At 65.1% G+C, this 19,765-nt stretch carries 20 protein-coding genes and 1 riboswitch; of the genes, 5 read left to right on the top strand and 15 right to left on the bottom strand.

The genetic code is table 11. The annotated features are described in order from the left end of the window. The first annotated feature begins 1 nt into the window (after window position 1). Window positions 2–1,141 carry a metallophosphoesterase gene (locus CH289_RS22005; protein WP_033190248.1) on the top strand — a complete coding sequence of 380 codons (1,140 nt, stop codon included), beginning with the start codon at window positions 2–4 and terminating at the stop codon, window positions 1,139–1,141. Here the strand turns inward: CH289_RS22005 and gcvP are convergent. The 12 genes from gcvP to CH289_RS21945 all read right to left on the bottom strand — a co-directional run bounded on the left by gcvP (window position 1,138) and on the right by CH289_RS21945 (window position 12,742). Further along, window positions 1,138–4,050, bottom strand: a complete 2,913-nt coding sequence (gcvP, locus tag CH289_RS22000; RefSeq protein ID WP_094728616.1) for an aminomethyl-transferring glycine dehydrogenase — start codon at window positions 4,048–4,050, stop codon at window positions 1,138–1,140. The genes CH289_RS22005 and gcvP overlap by 4 nt on opposite strands. Window positions 4,051–4,234: 184 nt before the next feature. Beyond that, a riboswitch (glycine riboswitch) is annotated at window positions 4,235–4,332 on the bottom strand. Window positions 4,333–4,344: 12 nt separating this feature from the next. After that, window positions 4,345–5,034, bottom strand: coding sequence for a MerR family transcriptional regulator (locus tag CH289_RS21995; protein WP_371828046.1), 690 nt, complete (start codon window positions 5,032–5,034; stop codon window positions 4,345–4,347). A 297-nt stretch (window positions 5,035–5,331) separates the two neighbouring features. After that, the gene (locus tag CH289_RS21990; RefSeq protein ID WP_026348282.1) at window positions 5,332–5,805 is read right to left on the bottom strand and encodes a bifunctional nuclease family protein; all 474 of its coding nucleotides are present in this window, start codon (window positions 5,803–5,805) and stop codon (window positions 5,332–5,334) included. Window positions 5,806–5,921: 116 nt separating this feature from the next. After that, on the bottom strand, window positions 5,922–6,659 hold the full coding sequence (gene ftsR, locus CH289_RS21985; protein ID WP_019667959.1) for a transcriptional regulator FtsR: 738 nt from the start codon (window positions 6,657–6,659) through the stop codon (window positions 5,922–5,924). Further along, entirely contained in the window at window positions 6,656–7,153 is a 498-nt protein-coding gene (gene garA / locus CH289_RS21980; protein ID WP_019667960.1) for a glycogen accumulation regulator GarA, read from the bottom strand. Before garA ends, ftsR begins: the two co-directional genes overlap by 4 nt. 251 nt (window positions 7,154–7,404) lie before the next feature. Beyond that, entirely contained in the window at window positions 7,405–7,809 is a 405-nt protein-coding gene (gcvH, locus tag CH289_RS21975) for a glycine cleavage system protein GcvH (RefSeq protein ID WP_094728586.1), read from the bottom strand. 51 nt (window positions 7,810–7,860) lie between these two features. Further along, window positions 7,861–8,619 (bottom strand): DUF881 domain-containing protein, encoded by a 759-nt coding sequence (locus CH289_RS21970; protein WP_094724858.1) that lies wholly within the window; start codon window positions 8,617–8,619, stop codon window positions 7,861–7,863. Continuing rightward, on the bottom strand, window positions 8,616–8,930 hold the full coding sequence (locus CH289_RS21965) for a small basic family protein (protein WP_094653437.1): 315 nt from the start codon (window positions 8,928–8,930) through the stop codon (window positions 8,616–8,618). The genes CH289_RS21970 and CH289_RS21965 overlap by 4 nt, the downstream gene beginning before the upstream one ends. A 101-nt stretch (window positions 8,931–9,031) precedes the next feature. After that, window positions 9,032–9,823, bottom strand: a complete 792-nt coding sequence (locus CH289_RS21960; RefSeq protein WP_019667964.1) for a DUF881 domain-containing protein — start codon at window positions 9,821–9,823, stop codon at window positions 9,032–9,034. A 43-nt stretch (window positions 9,824–9,866) separates the two neighbouring features. Next, window positions 9,867–10,484 (bottom strand): CDP-alcohol phosphatidyltransferase family protein, encoded by a 618-nt coding sequence (locus CH289_RS21955; RefSeq protein ID WP_019667965.1) that lies wholly within the window; start codon window positions 10,482–10,484, stop codon window positions 9,867–9,869. A gap of 49 nt (window positions 10,485–10,533) precedes the next feature. Then, window positions 10,534–10,938 (bottom strand): nitroreductase family deazaflavin-dependent oxidoreductase, encoded by a 405-nt coding sequence (locus CH289_RS21950; protein WP_019667966.1) that lies wholly within the window; start codon window positions 10,936–10,938, stop codon window positions 10,534–10,536. Between the two features lie 142 nt (window positions 10,939–11,080). Continuing rightward, a complete protein-coding gene (locus tag CH289_RS21945) occupies window positions 11,081–12,742 on the bottom strand; it encodes an FAD-binding dehydrogenase (protein ID WP_027499065.1) in 1,662 nt (553 codons plus the stop codon). A gap of 148 nt (window positions 12,743–12,890) precedes the next feature. Between CH289_RS21945 and CH289_RS21940 the strand changes: the two genes are divergently transcribed. Together CH289_RS21940 and CH289_RS21935 are read left to right on the top strand one after the other, a co-directional pair. Beyond that, window positions 12,891–14,078 (top strand): M4 family metallopeptidase, encoded by a 1,188-nt coding sequence (locus tag CH289_RS21940; protein ID WP_094728584.1) that lies wholly within the window; start codon window positions 12,891–12,893, stop codon window positions 14,076–14,078. A gap of 17 nt (window positions 14,079–14,095) precedes the next feature. Further along, window positions 14,096–14,392, top strand: a complete 297-nt coding sequence (locus CH289_RS21935; protein WP_019667969.1) for a protealysin inhibitor emfourin — start codon at window positions 14,096–14,098, stop codon at window positions 14,390–14,392. 45 nt (window positions 14,393–14,437) lie between these two features. On the opposite strand, the gene CH289_RS21930 is transcribed toward CH289_RS21935, so the two are convergent. Then, entirely contained in the window at window positions 14,438–16,669 is a 2,232-nt protein-coding gene (locus CH289_RS21930; RefSeq protein ID WP_019667970.1) for a heavy metal translocating P-type ATPase, read from the bottom strand. Window positions 16,670–16,671: 2 nt separating this feature from the next. Further along, the gene (locus CH289_RS21925; protein WP_019667971.1) at window positions 16,672–16,956 is read right to left on the bottom strand and encodes a DUF1490 family protein; all 285 of its coding nucleotides are present in this window, start codon (window positions 16,954–16,956) and stop codon (window positions 16,672–16,674) included. Between the two features lie 198 nt (window positions 16,957–17,154). On the opposite strand from CH289_RS21925, the gene CH289_RS21920 reads away from it, so the two are divergent. Continuing rightward, entirely contained in the window at window positions 17,155–17,922 is a 768-nt protein-coding gene (locus tag CH289_RS21920; RefSeq protein WP_094728582.1) for a PIG-L family deacetylase, read from the top strand. 180 nt (window positions 17,923–18,102) lie between these two features. After that, window positions 18,103–19,257 (top strand): lipase family alpha/beta hydrolase, encoded by a 1,155-nt coding sequence (locus tag CH289_RS21915; protein ID WP_019667973.1) that lies wholly within the window; start codon window positions 18,103–18,105, stop codon window positions 19,255–19,257. Here the strand turns inward: CH289_RS21915 and CH289_RS21910 are convergent. After that, window positions 19,246–19,765 (bottom strand): MCE family protein (locus CH289_RS21910; protein WP_179276854.1); only part of this gene is annotated, 520 nt, incomplete at its 5' end. The genes CH289_RS21915 and CH289_RS21910 overlap by 12 nt on opposite strands.

The following is a 19,765-nucleotide window of genomic DNA, read 5'->3' as shown; positions in this document are numbered from 1 at the left end:
CATGATTCGCCTTCTTGCCTTCGGCACGTTCCTTGCCGTCATCGGTCTCGTGCTCCATTTTCGCTACATTCGGGCCACCAAGCTTCGTCGTCCGTACTCCACTGCAGCGGACACTGTGCTGGTCGTCATGTGGCTACTGGCTCTGGTCGGCATCGGATCGGGCGAGGTCTTCGATCCGGCATGGGCGCGAGTTCCGGCGTTCGTCGGTCTCAGTTGGCTCGCTGTGGTGCTGTACCTGGTGCTGGGCACAGTGCTGGTCGGCGTCGTCACCCTCCTTGTACGCATCGTGTCGGCGGCACGCCGTCGTGAGTCGCGCGCGCTTCGGCTACGCATTCACAGAATCGGCTCCGCGATCGCGGCGTCCGTCGCTGTGGTGGCCGTCGGGTACGGCCTCGTCGAGGCTGCACTCCCGAAGGTGACCGACACTCGCGTCGCGCTCGATCGGTTGCCCTCCGAATTCGACGGTACGCGCGTGGCTCTGGTGTCCGATCTTCACGTCGGACCGGCCCGTGGAGCCGGCTTCGTTCAACGCGTGGTGGACGACGTCAATGCACAGTCGCCCGAACTCGTGATCCTGGACGGCGATCTGATCGACGGCACCGTCGACCTCGTCGGAACAGACCTCGCTCCGCTGCAGCAGCTCGACGCTCCCCTCGGAGTGTTCGCCGTGAGCGGTAATCACGAGTTCTATGCGGACGACGGTGGGAAATGGTTGGACCTGTGGGAGACGCTGGGTGTGACCGTTCTGAGGAACGAACACGAGACGATCAGCAAGTCCGGTGCCTCCATCGACATCGCCGGCATCAACGACGCAACCGCACCGGCGCCGTACGAACCCGATCTCGGTGCTGCCCTGGACGGGAGGGATGCGTCTCGGTTCGTGTTGCTGTTGGCACATCAGCCGCTGCAGGCGTTCGAGGCATCGGACATGGGGGTGGACTTCCAGGTCTCCGGTCACACGCATGCCGGACAGATCTGGCCACTGCGGTATCTCGTCCCGTTGCAGCAGCCGAGCGTCGAAGGCCTCGATCGTGTCGGTGACACCACGCTCTACACCACGCGTGGGGCCGGCGCCTGGGGTCCGCCCGTCAGGGTTGCAGCACCGCCCGAGATCGCGATGCTGAACCTGACGTCCAGCTAACCCCGAGGCGACGCCGAGTCGCTCCGGGGGCTCCACTCGAGGTCCGCGATCGGCGGGCACGAGCACACCAGGTTGCGATCGCCGTGGGCGCCGTCGATGCGGCGTACTGCAGGCCACACCTTGGCCCGTCCCGCAGCGATCGATCCTCTCTTCGCGTTGGCTTCCCACGGATACGCGGCTTCTTCGCGTGTGTACGGGTGAGTCCATTCCCCGACCAGGCACCGAGCCGTGTGGGGAGCGCCGCGCAACGGGTTGTCCGTCGACGGCCACTCCCCCGAACCGACCCGATCGATCTCGCCGCGAATTGCGATCATGGCATCGCAGAATGCGTCGATCTCGTCCAGATCCTCGCTTTCCGTCGGCTCGACCATCAAGGTTCCCGCCACGGGAAAGCTCATGGTCGGAGCGTGGAATCCGTAGTCGGCCAGCCTTTTCGCTACGTCGTCCACGGTCACGCCCGTCGCCTTCGTCAGCCCGCGGAGATCGAGAATGCACTCGTGCGCAACCATCCCGTTCTCTCCCGTGTACAGAACGGGGAAGTACTCGTCGAGGCGTCGGGCGATGTAGTTGGCCGACGCGATCGCGGTGAGGGTGGCGCGTCGTAGACCCTCGGCGCCCATCATCCGCACGTACGCCCACGTGATCGACAGAATGGACGCGCTTCCGAACGGCGCGGCCGAGATCGTCGCTCCGCTGCCCAGTTCCGGTCGGAGCGGGTGCCCCGGCAGATACGGTGCGAGATGCGATCGCACGGCGACCGGACCGACTCCCGGTCCTCCTCCGCCGTGCGGGATGCAGAAGGTCTTGTGCAGGTTGAGGTGGCTGACGTCGCCGCCGAACCTCCCGGGACGTGCGAGTCCGACGAGTGCGTTCAGGTTCGCGCCGTCGACGTACACCTGACCTCCCGCGTCGTGCACAGCAGCGCATATCTCGTCAATGTCGTGCTCGTACACGCCGTGAGTCGACGGGTAGGTGATCATGATCGCGGCGAGGGAATCCGCGTGCTCGCCGATCTTGGCGCGCAGGTCGTCGACATCCACGTCGCCGTTGGCGCGGCACGTGACGACGACGACCTTCATACCTGCCATGACCGCCGATGCCGCGTTGGTGCCGTGCGCACTCGACGGGATGAGGCAGATATCGCGGTGAGAATCACCGCGGCCGAGGTGATAGTCACGAATCGCGTGAAGGCCGGCGTATTCGCCCTGACTTCCCGCATTCGGTTGCAGGCTCACCGCGTCGTAGCCGGTGATGTCGACCAGCCACTTCTCGACGTCCGCTATGACGGCGCGGATTCCTTCGGTGTCGCTGTCGGGTGCGAACGGATGCAGCCGGGCGAATCCGGGCCAGGTGATGGATTCCATCTCGGCTGTCGCGTTGAGCTTCATCGTGCACGACCCGAGTGGAATCATGCTGCGGTCGAGGGCGATGTCCTTGTCCGCCAGCATCCGAAGGTATCGAAGCATCGACGTCTCGGTTCGGTGCCGGGTGAACGCAGGGTGGGTGAGGAATTCGGACGTTCGAATCAGCGAGTCGGGCAACGACGAACGTGCGGAGTCCGCGCTCGGCGCGGCGTCGAACGCGGCCAGTACCTGCTCGACGATGTCGGTGGTGGTCGCTTCGTCGCATGCGATCGAGACACGGTCGTCGTCGACCGTGAGCAGGTTGATACCAGAGCGCTGCGCTGACTCGACGACGCTCCGAGCTCGACCCGGCACGAGCGCGGTGATCGTGTCGAAGAACGACGCGGATTCGACGGAGATGTTCGACGCTGCGAGCCCGTCGGCCAGCGCGACAGCGTGGGCGTTGACTCGGCGAGCGATGTCGCGGAGTCCCGAACTTCCGTGATACGCGGCGTACATGGCGGCCACGATCGCGAGAAGGACCTGCGCGGTGCAGATGTTGCTGGTCGCCTTCTCGCGTCGAATGTGCTGTTCGCGGGTCTGCAACGCCAGTCGGTACGCGAGGTTGCCGTCGGCATCCACCGACACGCCGACGAGCCGTCCCGGAAGCTGACGTGCGTGGCCGTTCCGTACGGCGAGGTAACCGGCGTGCGGTCCACCGAATCCCATCGGGACACCGAATCGTTGGGTGGTGCCGAAACATGCGTCCGCTCCCATGTCGCCCGGGGACGTGAGCAGGGTGAGCGCCAACAAATCGGCTCCGACGGCCACCAGGGCACCACGGGTGTGTGCGTCGTCGATCATGGCGGAGTGGTCGACGACGGCTCCGGATGCGCCCGGGAACTGAACGAGGACGCCGAAGAACTCTCCGTCGGGAAGTCCGCCGGTGACGTCGTGCCGCACGAGCTCGATACCGAGGGGCTCCGCGCGCGTCTCGAGGACTGCCCAGGTCTGCGGGAAGACATCGTCGTCCACCACGAACCGCGGGGACGTCGAGCCCCGGTTGGCGCGCCTGAGCAACGTCATGGCCTCGGCGGCGGCCGTGGCCTCGTCGAGCATCGACGCACCGGCCACGTCCATTCCGGTCAGGTCGGACACCATCGTCTGGAAGTTGAGGAGCGCTTCGAGCCTGCCTTGGCTGATCTCCGGTTGATACGGGGTGTACGCCGTGTACCACGCGGGGTTCTCGAGGATGTTCCGAGTCAGGACCGGCGGTGTCAGGGTGTCGTAATAGCCGAGACCGATCATCGACGTGGCGACCACGTTCCGTGCGGCGAGGGCCGCGAGTTCGGCCAGCGCTTCGTGTTCGCCGAGTGGAAGTGGGAGTCCGGCGAGTCCGGCGGCAATGCCGTCGACGGACCCATCGAGAATCGAGGCAGGCACCGCGCGCTCTGCGAGTTCGTCGAGCGATCCGGCGGCGACGACGTCGAGTATTCGGGACAGTGCCGCACCGTCCGGTCCGATATGTCGGTCGGAAAACGACGGGCGAGAACTCTGTTCGGTCATGAGACGCTCCGGTGGATGCATGCTGACGGGTGGAGTGACCACGCGCACTGCGCGGCCGATCCTCCCCCTCTGTCGCATGCTCACCCGGGGCGAGCGCCTGAGAGATTCGCGCTCCGCGCACGCGATGCTCGGAGGTGCTTTCCCCTTGGGCGGGTGGGTGATCCCACCACTTTCCAGAGACGTCCAAGCTCACACGGTCCGTGTGCCTGAGAGATTGACGGGGAGGTATTGCTCCTTCGGCGTCCGGAACTGGCTGCCCCGGAACTCTCCCGCGCGAGCGCGACGGTCTCGATCCTAGCCGGTCTTTCGATTTGCGCGACTCTTGCGGCGTGACGCCAATTCGTCTTCCGGACTGGGCTCGGATTCTCCGCCGTCGGCTCGTTCTGCAGGGAAGTCGGCTATCAGGCCGGTCAGTTCACGCATCGCGCCGTTGACTGCGATGCCGAATACTCCCTGACCGCCTTGTAGCAGGTCGACGACCTCTTCGGCGGACGTGCATTCGTAGACGGTGGTGCCGTCGGAGAACAGGGTGATGTTGGCCAGGTCGCCCACACCGCGTTGACGCAGGTGGTCGACCGCGACTCGGATGTTCTGAAGTGAAATTCCGGTGTCGAGCAGGCGCTTGACGATCTTCAGGACCAACATGTCCTTGAAGGAGTACAGGCGTTGGCTGCCCGATCCCGCAGCACTCCGGATCGAGGGTACGACCAATCCGGTGCGTGCCCAGTAATCCAGTTGGCGGTAGGTGATGCCCGCGATCTGGCATGCGCTCGGCACTCGGTATCCGACCAGCTCGTCCGGTACCGAATCGTCCGGAAACAGCCCTGGTTGGAACTCGCGGGCGGGCGCGCTGGACGGCTCCGGTCGAGTCGATTCGGAAGGGGTGGTGTTCACGGACCCGTCGGGGGTGGCGGGGACCTGCGGCGCAATCGTTTCCGACACAGCGGACTCCGACACCTGACGATCCTGCGGCTGATCTCGCACGAGGCGATCCTGCGGCTGATCTCCCACTGACTGCTCCCTCTTCGGATGTCTCGACACTGCGTACGTCCCGGTTGGCCCAGGCCGACCGGGACGGGTCCCGGCGGTGTTCTCGCGTGAAGTTCCACTCCGCGTTCGTAAGCCAGACTACGCCCAGGTAGGGACGAGCGACATACGATCGAGGACTGCTTACCTCACGACGGGAACGCTATGGGTCCACCGAGGCAAGGTCAACGCAACGCGCCGTAAACCTGAACCTAAAGTTGAGGTTGAGACTCTTCCGTTACCAAGTCGAGGCTGTCAGCCGTCCGTAGCCTTGAAGTCGTCGGGCGAGACGGACTCGAGGAATTCCTTGAACTTCTCCACCTCGTCCTCACGCTCGTCCGGCATGAGCAGACCGGCTTCCGCCAGAACCGGTTCCTCGGCGATGATCGGCACGCCGACTCGGAGGGCGATCGCGACCGAATCCGACGGACGTGCCGACACACGGATGTCCTTGTCGAACACGAGATCCGCGTAGAAGGTCCCCTCTTGCAGATCGACGATTCGCACTTCCTTCAGGCGATGCCCCAGGGCACCGATCAGCTCCTTGATCAGATCGTGCGTCAATGGACGAGCAGGCTGAACCCCCTGCTGTTCCAGCGCGATCGCCGCGGCCTCGGTCTGCCCGATCCAGATGGGCAGGTAACGCTCACCGTCGGACTCACGGAGCAGAAGCACAGGTTGGTTCTGCGGCTGCTCCACGCGAATACCGACTACACGCATTTCACTCATGGCGATTGCCTCCCACATGCGCTTGAAGATTCGGCCCCGGCTGTGTCTCGACCCGACTACAGCCGATTCTATTGGAATCGATGACCATGCGGCGCCACCATCGGTTCTGCGTCAGGTCATTTGTCCAGCGCGCCGCGCACCGCTGCTTTGACCAGGCAGGTGTGCAGAGTCAACGACAGCGCGGCCAATTCGCGGATCATTTCTTCCGCGCGATCACGTGCACCGGCATCCCGCCCCTTGGCGACGGGACCTGCGATCTGAGCAACCAGTCCCGCCTCGCGGTCGGCTGCCAGCTTGAACGCACGCAGATGCCGCACCTCCAGACCGAAGCGCGACATCGCGTGTGCTGTTCGAGCCAGAATCACGGCGCCCTCGTCGTAGAACCCGGCCTGGCCAGGAACCACGAGCCCTGCGCGCAGTAACTCCGTCAGAAAAGTGTCGTCGATTCCCGCCCGTTCGAGCAGGTCCACCTTGGACACACGTACTTCCCGGTCGACGAGGAACTCCTCGGGAGACACTTCGCCCGGAGCGATCGACAGGGTTCGCGGCTTGCGCGGTGCGGGCTCAGCGCTCTCGACGCGTGCCACTCCGCTGTCGATCGCCTCCAGCTGCTCCTTGATCACCTTGAGCGGCAGGTACTGATCTCGTTGTGCGGTGAGTACGTACCGAAGACGCTCGCAGTCCGCAACAGAGAAGCGCCGGTATCCCGATGGCGTGCGCTCCGGAGAAATCAGGCCCTCGGCCTCGAGAAACCTGATCTTGGAGATCGTGACATCGGGGAAGTCGGGCCGAAGTCGATCCAGGACGGAGCCTATCGACATCCCCCCGGGAGACTGCTGCCCGACGGCGGTCACTGGCTGCCTGCACCTGCCGACGAATCGCCTGCAGGTGCATCGGCACCCGCACGTGGGCCGGTGAGGAACACGAGACGGAACTTGCCGATCTGGACCTCGTCACCGTTGGCGAGGACTGCCGAATCGACAGGCTCGCGGTTGACGTAGGTGCCGTTCAGGCTGCCGACGTCGACGACCTGGAAGGAGTCCTCTTCCTGGCGGAACTCGGCGTGGCGACGAGACACGGTGACGTCGTCGAGGAAGATGTCGCTGTCGGGGTGGCGTCCGGCCGACGTCGTCGGCTGATCGAGCAGGAACCTCGACCCGGCATTGGGTCCACGCTTGACGACGAGAAGAGCCGAACCGACCGGCAAGCCTTCCACGCCCGACACCGGAGCCTCGGAGCTCTGGCTGGTCGCCGAGTTGTCCAGCTCCTGGAGGAAGTCTGCACGAAAAACCGAAGTGGTTTCCGCCGGCGACTCTCCGTAGATGCCGTCGTTGTCGTTCTCGCTCACCGTTTCTCCTTCTCAGTCCGATCGCCCGGGTCGATTGCACCCGAGTTACGCAGTAACCAACTTGCACGTTCTGTACTTCTTGCGGACCTACGTCGCCTCACCCGATTGGCAACCCACGGTTGCCCCGGAAGGGTCTACAGGCCCCCACGGCGCAGCGGACTCGCCACGGCAACCACGCGTGCAGCTACACAAACCGTACCTTGCCCGCCCGTGCGGGTGCATACGGTTGCTCACGCTGCGTTCGCGTGCGGTTACTCAGCCGTAATTCCAGCATATCCGGCGGCATCGAGCATCTGAGACAGCGACGCGTCCAAAGCCTCCGATGTCTCCGTCTCGAGCTCCACGAGCCACCCGTCCGAGTACGGACCCGAATTCACCTTCTCCGGGGACGTGTCCAGATCTGCGTTCACGGCAATGACTTTCGCGGTGAGGGGCGAGAACACGTCGGACACACTCTTGGTCGATTCGACCTCTCCGAGCGACGTTCCGGCCGTCACCTCGTCCCCGATCGACGGCAGCTGAACGAACACCACGTCACCGAGCTGTTCCTGCGCGTAATCGGTGATTCCGATCCGTACGGCGGTGGGGCTGATCCGCTGAACCCATTCGTGTTCGGGGGTGTAGAGCAAGTCGCCCGAGGGCTCGGTGTCGGTCACTGTTCGGCTGTCCTTTCGAGGAGGGCAGGTGCTCGTGCACCGACGTCCACACTAGTTTCCGGGCTGAGAGTATTGAGGTGACCGCAGATCCCGCAAGGCGGAGACAGTCACCTGCTGAGACTGAGCTATGCCGCACTGTCCGCCGAAGCGAGACACCGTGTCCACGACGCCACCGGGAATGTCGAGCGCTGCGGCCAGTGTCGCCGGGTCGCCGATGGCGGAGAACACGAACGGCGCGGACGTGGGTCGGCCGTCGACGATCACATCACCCGGCCTTCCCGCGATCCACGAGTCGACTCCGATGCGGATGGGCGGCTGTCCGCCACCGGAGAGCTGCACGGCTTCCGCTCCCGCGGCCCGCAGTTCCTGCAGCGCGTCGAGCAGAACGTCGGATCCGACCCCCTTGTCCGGATCCGTCACGGTGACGGTGACGCCCGGCCCGGCGGCGGCAACGGTGCCGACCTGAATGGACAACGACGCAAGCCGGTCCTGCGCCTCGGCGAGGGCAGCGCCCGATCCACCGTCTGACTGCCGAAGCGCAGACAGCGTGGTCTGCAACTCGGCGATTTCGCTGCGCAGCGCGGCCTCTCGCCTCCCGACGTTGTCGAGGACGACCAGGAGGTCCGCCGGACGGGCAGCATCGAGTGCATCACCGCTGCCTGTTTCCCTGACCTGCACCACGATGCCGAATCCCAGAACAGCCATCAACAGAACAGCGAGGGCGCCGAACCCGCGGGACGAGCCCTTCCGTCGGAATCTGTGCCGTCCGTCGGAAGGCTGTGCGGACCGTGTGTTCATTCGCTCGCTCACGCACCGAACAGTCGCCGACGGAGAGCTGCGGCGTTGCCGAAGATCCTGATGCCCAGGACGACGACGATGGCAGTCGACAGTTGAGTGCCCACGCCCAACTGGTCACCGAGCCAGACGATCAGTCCCGCGACGAGGACGTTGAACACGAAGGACACGACGAAGACCTTGGCGTCGAAGATGCCGTCGAGAAACGCACGTACACCGCCGAACACCGCATCGAGTGCGGCAACGACCGCGATCGGAAGGTAGGGTGCGACGCCGACGGGGACCTCCGGTCCGGACACCGATCCGATGACGATGCCCACGATCATCGCGACGCCCGCCAACACGAGAAGTCCGGATCCTCGGCCCGACGGTCTCCGATCGTTCCCGTCGACCGTACGGTCGGCCGCCGCGTGATGCTGGTGTTCGCTCAACGTCCTTCGTCCTGTCCTGCTGTGGTGACTGCGCGTACGGCCGCGGGTGGCACGCTCAGAGAGTCCGAGGCCTCCGTCGCGAAGCCGATTCGATAGAGCTGCGCAAGCCCTGCCATGCGCAGGTAAGCGTCACTGACCGAGAACTGCGCTTCCAGGCGCGTCGGCGATCCGATCGCGGTCACGGTGTAGGGAGAGAACACCGGCCGGTTGTCCACGAGCATTGCGCCTCCGGCTTGGCGGATCGTGACTCCCGGACCGACCCTGACGTCGTCGACCGCGATCGCCTCGGCGCCGCTGACCCACAGCGAATTCACCACTGTCTGGAGGTCTCGGTCCAGCACGGCCGAATCAGATGAGCCTCGGACAGGAACCGACACGTCGGACAAGTCCGACGGTGCGGGCGGCTCGGCTACGGTCACCACGATTCCCGGTCCGGTCGCACTGTCGGCGCCTGCGGCTACTTCGAGCGCGCGCAGATCCGTGAGAAGCGCTGTGCCGCGATCGTCGTTCCTGAGTGCGTCGTCGCGCGCGCGGTCGACCTGAGCGCTGAGGTCCTGTCGTGTCGAATCGAGTTCTGCGGCTCGCGATTCTGCGTCTCGGACGCGGTGAAGGGTGTCCTGCCGGGACTCGCCACCCGAGGTGTCGAAGACCTGGGACAGTGCGATGCCGAACACGCACCCGACCAGCACGGCGCCGAGCACCAGCATCGCGATGTCCTTGCCGCCGCGTGGCGTCCCCCGCCTGGACGCCGATGCTGCGGCGTAGCCGGGGTCGAGATGCTCGGACATCAACGAGCGAAGCAGCGACGGAACTGGGTTTCGAGAAACCGGTTCACGCACTTCGTGTTTCCTCACGCGAGGGCGGTGCGGTGTGCCGTGCGACCAAGGATGCTTTGTACAGGTACAGACCGCCGGTCCACACGTACAGCGCGGTCCCCCAGACGAGCAACGCCGTGCCGACGGGCCACAGCAGATCCGCGACTGGGGACTCACCCGTCGACGCGAGCAGCACCGGAAGCGTGATCATGATGACGAAGGTGGCGGCTTTGCCCAGATAGATCACCTCGGGTGGCGGCAGACCTCGCCGGCGATAGATGAACATGGTGCCCGCGAGCACAAGATCCCGGCCGACGAGGATCACCGCGACCCACCACGGAATGATCCCGCGCACGACGAAGGCAGCCAGGGCCGTGACGACCGAGAGACGGTCGACGAGCGGGTCGAGCATCGCGCCGAGCCGTGACGATTGGTCCAGAACACGGGCTAGTTTGCCGTCGAGCCAGTCGGTGGCACCGCTGGCCAACAGCACGGCGAGAGCCCATCCGTCGGATTGCGGACCCAACAGAAGATAAAGGAACAGCGGAATCAGCAACAGCCGGATCACGCTCAGGGCGTTGGGGAGCGTGAGCACGCGGTCGCTCAGGACTCCGCCCTCGTTGTCGGTGCTCACCGGTTACTTCCGTTCCCGCTGTCGACCGCGTGTGCAGGTGAACGTGCGATCACGATGCCGAAAGCGCAACCACCGGTATGACGCGCGTGGTCTTCTTCTCGTAGTCGGCGAATCCCGAGTACAGCTCCGCCTGCTTCCGGTAGAGGGCGTCTCGTTCGTCGCCTTCGATCTCCCGGGCGACGACGTCGATCGTGTCGTCTCCCACTTCGATTCGTGCGGCGGGGTTGGCGAGAAGGTTGTGGTACCACGCCGGGTTGGTGTCCGCCCCTGCCTTCGAAGCGAAGATGACGTACCGATCACCGTCGGGAAGGTACATGAGCGGGCTGAGCCTGTCCGCACCGGATTTCGCGCCGACGGTGTGCAACAACAGCAGCGGCGCCCCCTCGAAGGGGCCGCCGACCTTACCGTGGTTGGCACGGAACTCCGCAACGACCTGATCGTTGAAATCCGGCATCGATTCTCCTGACGTCGCTGCTGTTGTCCACGGTGATCCGCTGCCACCGCGTCCGCTGTCCAGTGTGACTACCCTACCGCCGGACTCGATGCCGGAAACTCCGTTCTTCCAGTCCTGCCGCGGGGCGGGCGGACGGTCGGCGTCATCGTGCAGCGGCGCGTCCGGCCGCACGGCCCGAGAAGATGCAGCCGCCGAGGAACGTGCCTTCCAGCGACCGGTAGCCGTGCACTCCGCCGCCGCCGAAGCCGGCGACCTCGCCGGCCGCGAACAATCCGTCGAACGGCGTTCCGTCGGTGCGCAACACCCGTGAATCGAGGTCGGTTTCGAGTCCACCGAGGGTTTTCCTCGTGAGCAGGTGCAGCTTGACCGCGATCAACGGGCCCGACGCCGGATCGAGGAGTCGGTGCGGGCTGGCTATGCGGGCGACTCTGTCGCCCTTGTACTTGCGTGCGGCATGAATGACCGACACCGACAGGTCCTTGCTGAACCCGTTGACCATTTCTCTGTCTCGGGCGATCAGTGTGGCCTCGACGGCGTCGGCGTCCAGATCGACCGATCCGATCTTGTTCATGCCCGCGACCAGCTCACGCACCGAGTCCGCGACCACGAAGTCCTCTCCTCGACGCTTGAACGCTTCCACGGGACCGGGCGCACCGGGCCGAATGCGCTCGAGCAGCTTGCGCACGCTGCGGCCCGTCAGGTCGGGATTCTGCTCCTGGCCCGAAAGCCCGAACTCCTTCTCGATGATCTTCTGATCGAGCACGAACCACGAGTAGTCGTATCCGGTACGGACGATGTGTTCGAGGGTGCCGAGCGTGTCGAACCCGGGAAAGAGCGGCGCGGGGAGCTGCTTGCCGGTCGCGTCGAGCCACAGCGACGACGGCCCGGGCAGAATCCTGATTCCGTGGTTCGGCCACACCGAGTCGTAGTTGGTGATGCCTTCGGTGTAGTGCCACATCCGGTCGGAGTTGATGAGGCTGGCTCCCGCTCGACGGCTGATCTCGAGCATCCGACCGTCCACGTGCGCGGGAACGCCCGTCAGCATGTGCTGCGGGGGTGTGCCGAGGCGTGCGGGCCAGTTCTTCTTGACCAGATCCCAGTTCGCGCCGATTCCGCCCGACGTCACGACGACTGCCCCGGCAGTGAACTCGAACTCGCCGACGGCGAGGCGGGACGACGGAACGCCTCGAGCGACGTCCGACGGCTCCAACACCGATCCTCGGACTCCGGTCGCCACACCGTCGCTCACGAGAATCTCGTCGACGCGGTGACGGAACGCGAAGTCGACCAACCCGCGGTCGGCGCCGTCGCGCACCGTGGCGGCGAACATGTCGACGAGAGCGGGACCGGTCCCCCAGGTGATGTGGAATCTCGGCACGGAGTTGCCGTGACCGTCCGGCCCGTAACCACCTCGTTCGGCCCAGCCGACGAGAGGGAATATCTTCAGCCCTCGCTGTCGTAGCCAGCTACGCTTCTCGCCCGCGGCGAACTCCACGTACGCCTGCGCCCACCGTCGCGGCCACAGATCCTCTTCTCTGTCGAAACCCGCAGTACCCATCCAGTCCTGGAGAGCGAGGTCGTAGGAGTCCTTGATTCCCAGTCTCCGCTGCTCGGGGCTGTCGACGAAGAAGAGGCCGCCGAACGACCAGAATGCCTGCCCACCCAGGTTGGCTTCGTTTTCCTGATCGACCAGGATCACCCGTTTTCCCTTGTCGACCAATTCGGCTGCGGCAACAAGGCCCGCCAGTCCACCCCCGACGACTATCGCATCGGCGGTGCGTGTCGATTTGGCGGTTCCGTTCACCACTGTTGCCCCCGAGTCCTGGATGCTCACCTGTGTCGGCGATCACTTCGATGTCGGCCTCGACTCTAACCCGACCGTCGGATCGCGCGACCACACGATGTCGTAGCCGTCGTCTAGTGTCTACGGAACTCGACTGGAAGGTGCTCGTGTGGCAATCGAATCCAACTCGTACTCGGAATCCGGTTCCGGTTCACCCTTCAACCGAAACGTCTCCGGCTCAGGCACTTTCCCGTCCTCGCAGCTGCGAACGGTCGTACCTCCGTTCCTGCTGGAGCGGATCGCGGAGAGCGCGTCGTCCGGCCGCGGCCAGGGAGTGGTGGCAGACCATGCGTCGTCGAGCGCGGCACGCACCCTCGCCATCGACCGTCAGCTCGCGCGTGGACGTTCTCCCCTGCGGTCCACCGTTCGCGCCTCCTCGGCCGCAGCTGCCGAGGGTCCGGTTCGGTCGATCCACGATGCGCAGAACCGTGACGCGCTACCCGGCCGCCTCGTCAGGTCCGAGGGTGAGCCCGCCTCCGGGGACGTCTCGGTCGACGAGGCCTACGACGGCCTCGGCACCACGTTCGCCTTCTTTCGGGAGGTGTACGGCTACGAGAGTCTCGACGGAAAGGGCCTCCCCCTCTCCGCCACCGTGCATTTCGACCGCGACTACGACAACGCGTTCTGGGATGGCGAGCGAATGGTGTTCGGAGACGGGGACGGCGAAGTGTTCGGCCGGTTCACTGCCTCGCTCAGCGTCATCGCCCATGAACTGACGCACGGTTTCACTCAGTACACTTCCGCGCTCGAGTACTTCGGCCAAGCGGGCGCGCTCAACGAGTCTCTGTCGGACGTGTTCGGCGTTCTCGTGGAACAGTATTCGTCGAAGCAGGACGCGAAGACTGCATCGTGGCTCGTGGGAGAGGGTCTGTTTCTCCCTGCGGTCGAGGGACGGGCGCTTCGGTCGATGATCGACCCTGGCACGGCCTACGACGACGACATCCTCGGGCGAGACCCTCAACCGAAGGACATGGACGGGTACGTCGAGACCACGGCGGACAACGGAGGTGTCCACATCAACTCATCCATCCCCAACCGCGCATTCGCGTCTGCAGCCAGGGCGCTCGGCGGACCGGCGTGGGACAGGGCGGGGCAGGTGTGGTTCGACGTCGCCACCGATTCGTCGTTGCCGTCGACCGTCGATTTCGAAGGTTTCGCAGCAGCCACGGTGTCTGCGGCAGTCACGCGTTACGGCGCCGAGTCAGATGTTCACCGGGCCGTTGCCGCAGGTTGGGCTACCGTGGGAGTGGTCGTGGACGCGCAGGAACCGGCGGAGTCGTCCACGCGTCGAGTCTGAGACGTGAGGACGGTGGCATGTTCATCGAAGTCGTTCGTGTAGGTGGCGTGGCCGGCCTCACTCGCCGAGCACAGATCGACACCGATGTGCTGGACGACGACGCATCGGTGCGCGAGTGGCAGGAACTCGTCGAACAGGCACGGCCGATGCTCACGTCCACCGAAGACCGATCCGGGAGCGCGTCGAGGCGTCGGGACGCGTTCGAATGGACTGTGTCGGTGGACGACACGACGTGCCGTCTGGGTGATTCGTCGATCACCGGGGCGCTCCGCACCCTCGCACAACGCACGCTGCGCGAGGGTCGGACACCCTGATGGTCTCAGTTCGGGCAGCCGGTGAGGTTCAGGTGGCCGGGCGCGCTACCCGGCCCGTCGACCCGGTGGATCCATTCGGTAGGTGATCAGCCTGGAGCTGTTGGCCACGACGGCGACGGACGATGCGTTGTGCAGTATCGCAGCCAGGACCGGCGACAATCCGCCGGCAGCACTGACGAGCAATCCGACCGCGTTCACCGCGATGGACATGCCGTAGTTCTGCTGGATCACGTCGACAGCGTGTCCACCGAGGTCACGAACGTCCAGGAGGCGATTCAGATCGTCGCTGGCCAGTGCAACATCGGCGGTTTCCACGGCAACGTCGGTTCCGGCGAGACCCATCGCGATGCCGATGTCGGCGGCCGCCAGTGCAGGCGCATCGTTGGTCCCGTCTCCCACCATTGCCACGATGTGACCTTGCTGCTGAAGATCGTGAACGACCGTCAGTTTGTCCTCCGGCATGACCTCTGCTCGCCACTCGGTGATACCGAGTTCCGCAGCGACTGCAGCCGCGGTGTCCTGGTGGTCGCCGGTCAGCATGATGATGCGTTCGACGCCGTCTGCACGCAGCCGAGCCAGCACGTTCAGCGCTTCGGGGCGGACTTCGTCGCGCAGACTGATGAGCCCGACGAGGGTGCCGTCGACCGCAAGCAGAAGCGGCGTTTCGGCCTGGCGCTGCAGTTTCTTCACCCACGATGCGGCGTCTTCGGACACCTCGACGTTCTCGCTCCTGAGCAGGGACGGACTTCCGAGAAGCAAGGTCCGTCCGTCGGCCCATGTCCTCATTCCCAGTCCGACGAGCACCTCGCATTCTTCGTGTGGAGGAATTTCGATGTGACGCTCTTCGGTGGAGCGAATGACGGCTTCGGCCAAAGGATGTCGTGAGTGGATCTCGGAGCTCGCGGCGTACGCCAGGACCTGTTCCGGGAGCCAATCGTCGGCGAAGGCAACTACATTGGTCACCACCGGTCGGCCGACTGTGAGCGTGCCGGTCTTGTCGAACACGACAGCATCGACGCGGCCGGCAAGTTCGAGGTGCGACCCGCCCTTGATGAGGATGCCGCGGCGGGCACCGTTTCCGATGGCCGCACTGATAGCGGTGGGTGTGGACAGACCGACTGCACAGGGACACGCAACGAGCAGCATTGTCATGGCGCGCCGCACATCCCGTGTGACGATCAGTGTGAGAGCCGAGAGCAGGAAGGACGTCGGCACGAAGCGCCGCGAGAAGTTCTCGCCGACGGTTTGAATCGGTGCTCGATCTTCCTGAGCTTCTTCCACCCGCGAGATGATGCGGCCGATTGCGGTGTCCTTGCCGACGGCAGTGGCGCGTACGACGAGGCGTCCGCGTACCACGACCGACCCGGCGTGAATACGTGCGCCCGGAACGACGGACACGGGCAGCGTTTCTCCGGTGATGGCCGATTGATCGACGATGGATTCACCGTCGACGACGATGCCGTCGACCGGGGATGCAACGTGGTCGTACACGACGACCTCGTCGCCGACGGTCAAGGACTCGGTGTCGACGGAGATCTCACTGCCGTCGGCCAACCGTATCCATGCGGTGTCCTGAGTCCCGCCGAGGAGGTCGGCAATGGCGCGTCGGGTCCGCCGAAGGGTCAACTCCTGCAGATACTCACCGATGTTGAGCAACCAGAGGACGGTCAGTGCGACGACGTTCTCGCGCAGAACCAAGCTGGCTACGGTCGCGGCCGACACCAGAGCGTCGGTGCCTGCGCCCTTGTTCCCCGTGATCGACCGGAGGGCACCCCTCAGGAACGGGTATCCGGTGAAGACGGTGGCTCCCGTGGCCACGAGCCGACTGGTGGGACCCAGAATCGGCGGACGTCCGAGTCCGTAGCGACGGATGCCCAGCAGAACCAGCGCGGCGCCGCCGACGGCCATGCGGAGAACTTCGGCGCTGGCGATGTCGGCGGACCGTGGAGTGCGGTCCGGCACGGCGGACCGAGCCGTCGACTTGCCCTCCTGGACCGCGGCGATAACGGCATCGCGGTCGACCCGAGTACGAGACACCCACACCACGACGGAGCCGGTACGCGGATACGCATGCGCTGCACGGACACCGACCACTTTGTCGAGGGCGTTCTCGATTGCCACTGCCCGGCCCGGGCTCGAACGGAGCCAGGGAACGTCGAATCTTATTCGTCCTGCCGCGTCGGACAGCACACGAATGTCAGCCGACGACGTTGCTGCCGATGTGCTGTTGCCCGCCCGGTTCGGGGCGAAGTCGATGACGTCGGATTCGGTCGCCACGGTCAGTGGCTGTGTCCGTGACCGGTCTCGCCGACAGCGGGCGGCGGAACTTCTTCCCCGAGTCGTTCCTTGGCCTCGGCGACGACGTCCGATACCTGCAGACGTGCCGATTCGGCACCCTCCTCGGCCTTGCGCACACCGCGAAGGCCCCACTCGGTTGCGGTCACAGCCGCTCCCCTGATGGGTGCTTTCGCGATCAGGGTTCTTGCGCCGTTGTACGCCGCGACGCCGACTGCTCCCGTGACGACGGTGGTCAGTGCCTTCGACAGAAGTATCTGGAATGCCATTCGTTCACTATATGACGGGCGTAGGCGTGCTGTCCCACCTGTGTGCTGGCGTTTCTCGTGTGCGAACGTGCGCATCGACGCATGCGGAATGCCCTGTGGACTGGACCGTGCACAAGCGGCGGTTCGCGGTGTTGTGATTTGTCGGCCGACATTCTCGGTCGGGGACGCGCACCGGACGGGTGGGGATATTCTTGGGATGTGCCCAGCGTTCCCAGTGTCCTGTGCGTTCACGCTCATCCCGACGACGAGGCACTGTTCACCGGCGGGATTCTGGCGCGAAGCGCTGCGGCGGGTGCACGCACAGCCGTGGTGACGTGTACGTGGCGTGACGGCGAGGAACGTGTCGAGGAACTGCGCCGTTCTCTCGAGGTTCTGGGTGCTGGTGAACCTCGCCTGCTCGGCTACACCGACAACGCCCTGTCAGGCGGTGTCCTCTTCTGTGCTGCGCCGTTCGACGAGGCGGTCGGCAAACTCGTTGCGCACATACGATCGTTTCGGCCCGACATCGTGGTCACCTACGACGGATTCGGGTCTTACGGACATCCGGATCATGTTCACGCGCACAGGGTGACACTGGCTGCGTTCGAAGCGTCCGGTTACGAGCAGCTGTTTCCCGAGGCCGGCGAGCCGTGGCGTCCGGACCATCTGTGCTTCGCGACTTTTCCTCGAACCGCCATCGAGTCGAAGTGGCAGACCCTGTTCGGAACGGCGGCCCCGGCCCCCGGACCAGGAGTCCCCGGCATTGCCGACAGTGACGTCGACCTGGCGATCGACGTCAGCGCCTGGTTCGACACCAAGTGGTCGGCGTTCAGCCAACACCGTTCCGAGATCGAACGCGGTGGTGGTGCGTCGCAGTTCGCGAACATGGACGTTGCGACTCGTCGGGAAGCGCTCGGTACCGAATGGTTCGTTCATCGAGCGCCCGTCGGGGTCGACCCTGCAAGGGATCCGTTCCTGCCTCGCTAGGATTCCGTCGTAGCAGCACACCGCGTGGACAGCCGAATCACTCTGCAGCGCACCGGATATCGAGTCGACCGCGTTCTTGGTCCGGGTGCGGTCGGGACATCGGCGCGTACGGTGGACGATGTATCTGATCAGGACTCGACGTGGGGGCGTCGGTCGAGAAACGAACCGGAGATTCTTCCCGTGGACTGGGACGACGAGCGCCGGAAGGCGCGGTTGATCGAGACTCGATGGGGACGCGATTGGCGAGTACTGGGGAGAACGCGTCGGTGCCTGCTTCGCGTGTCGCTCGCGTCGATTCCATTGCTCGTCCTGTTCGGTGTGTACTGGCGTGTCGATGTCGCGCCGGAGCAACGGCGCCTCGCCGACACCCGCCCGAGCATCGACGAGATCTACGGGCCACGTGATCCCGCTGACGCCACGACGGCTGTCGTGGACCTGGTCGGCTTGGGTAATCTCGATGCGGCGCCCACGGCGGCGACTCTGCCTGCGTTGGCGGACCTCGGCCGGGTCTGGTCCGTTCGGTACGACAATCGTGGCCTCGACACGCGGGTGATCAGCGACCTCATCGACAGACGCGCAACTGCTGTAGGAGTGAGCAACATCGTTCTCGTCGGACACAGCATGGGTGGAGTCGTCGCACTCGAGGCTGCGCAGCATCTGTACGAGGACTCCGACAAGACCGTGGGGGGTGTCGTGCTCGATTGCACACCGGTCGACCTGCACGCTGTCCGAGAGGCCAGTCGAGACGCGGGCGAGGACTTGCTGCGGTGGATCGGATGGTTGCCGGGGGCGCGTGAGAGCCGATCGCTACGGACGATCGTCGAGATGGCTGCGCGACAGGACAGGTTCGTGGACACGCAGTCGTCGTGGCTCCCGCATATCGAGTGGGAGGAGGCTGCTTCGGCGTTCGACGAAGTGATGCGCGACAAGGTGTTGAATCCGTCGGCGGCCAGCAACGGTTTCATCGAATCGCAGTTCAAGACAATTGTCGCCTCCGGTGCTCTGGACAACCTCGACGCGTTGTCGGACGAAGTCGACGGCAAGACCGCTCCGGCGATCGTGTTCTTGCGTCCGCGGGACGGGGCTGCGGACACCGTGGTCGACGTCGACTATTCCCAACGCATTCTGTTCGAGCGATCGGGAGGGCCCGACGGAAACCTTCGCGTGGTCCGCATGCCGGGTACCGGCCACGCCAATCCGCGTCAGGCTGCCGACATGTACAACTCGGCGATCACGACGCGGGTCGTGCCGATGGTCGACGCCAGCAGTTCGCGCGCGTGGAAGTCCTCGGCCGGACCCGACCCCACCGAGCGGGGTGAGGTGTCACCGCGGTGAGTTTCCGGTTGCCGTCATCCGGACCTCGGCACCTCGGAGTGCGGGCGCTGTCGCGGATGTGACCCAGGAAGGAACGTCCTGCGGAGCGGTTCCCGTTGCTCCGCCGTAGATCACGGCGAGCGTGTCACGTTCGAAATCCGAGCCCGCGTAGGACACCGGCGTTTGCTCGACGATGCCCGGCAGCGGCGAGTACTGCGGCGCAGGCAGTTCCGGAACATCCTGCGGTCCGGGGTTCCTCGACGGCACCTGGTAGGAACCGTCGTTGACCGATCCGCCCGGGTACTGCGGGAAGAACTCGCCGGCAGCAGCGTCCGCCGGAGCGTGGCATGTCGGTCCACGGTCGTCGAAGAAGCGCGGCTCGTCCTGATTAGGCAGGTACCGTCCACGTGGATTGATGAGTGGCATGTCCACGTTGATGCCGCGGTACTCGTCGCCGACGCCGATGACGTCCTGCGCGCGTTGCACCACCGGCACGAAATTGGCGAACGTGCACCCGAACGACGGCGAA

Source organism: Rhodococcus sp. RS1C4, from assembly GCF_002258225.1.
Classification (GTDB): domain Bacteria; phylum Actinomycetota; class Actinomycetes; order Mycobacteriales; family Mycobacteriaceae; genus Rhodococcoides; species Rhodococcoides fascians_E.
Note: the sequence above shows the minus strand (reverse complement) of the source record. Positions and strands in the feature narration are given on the sequence as shown.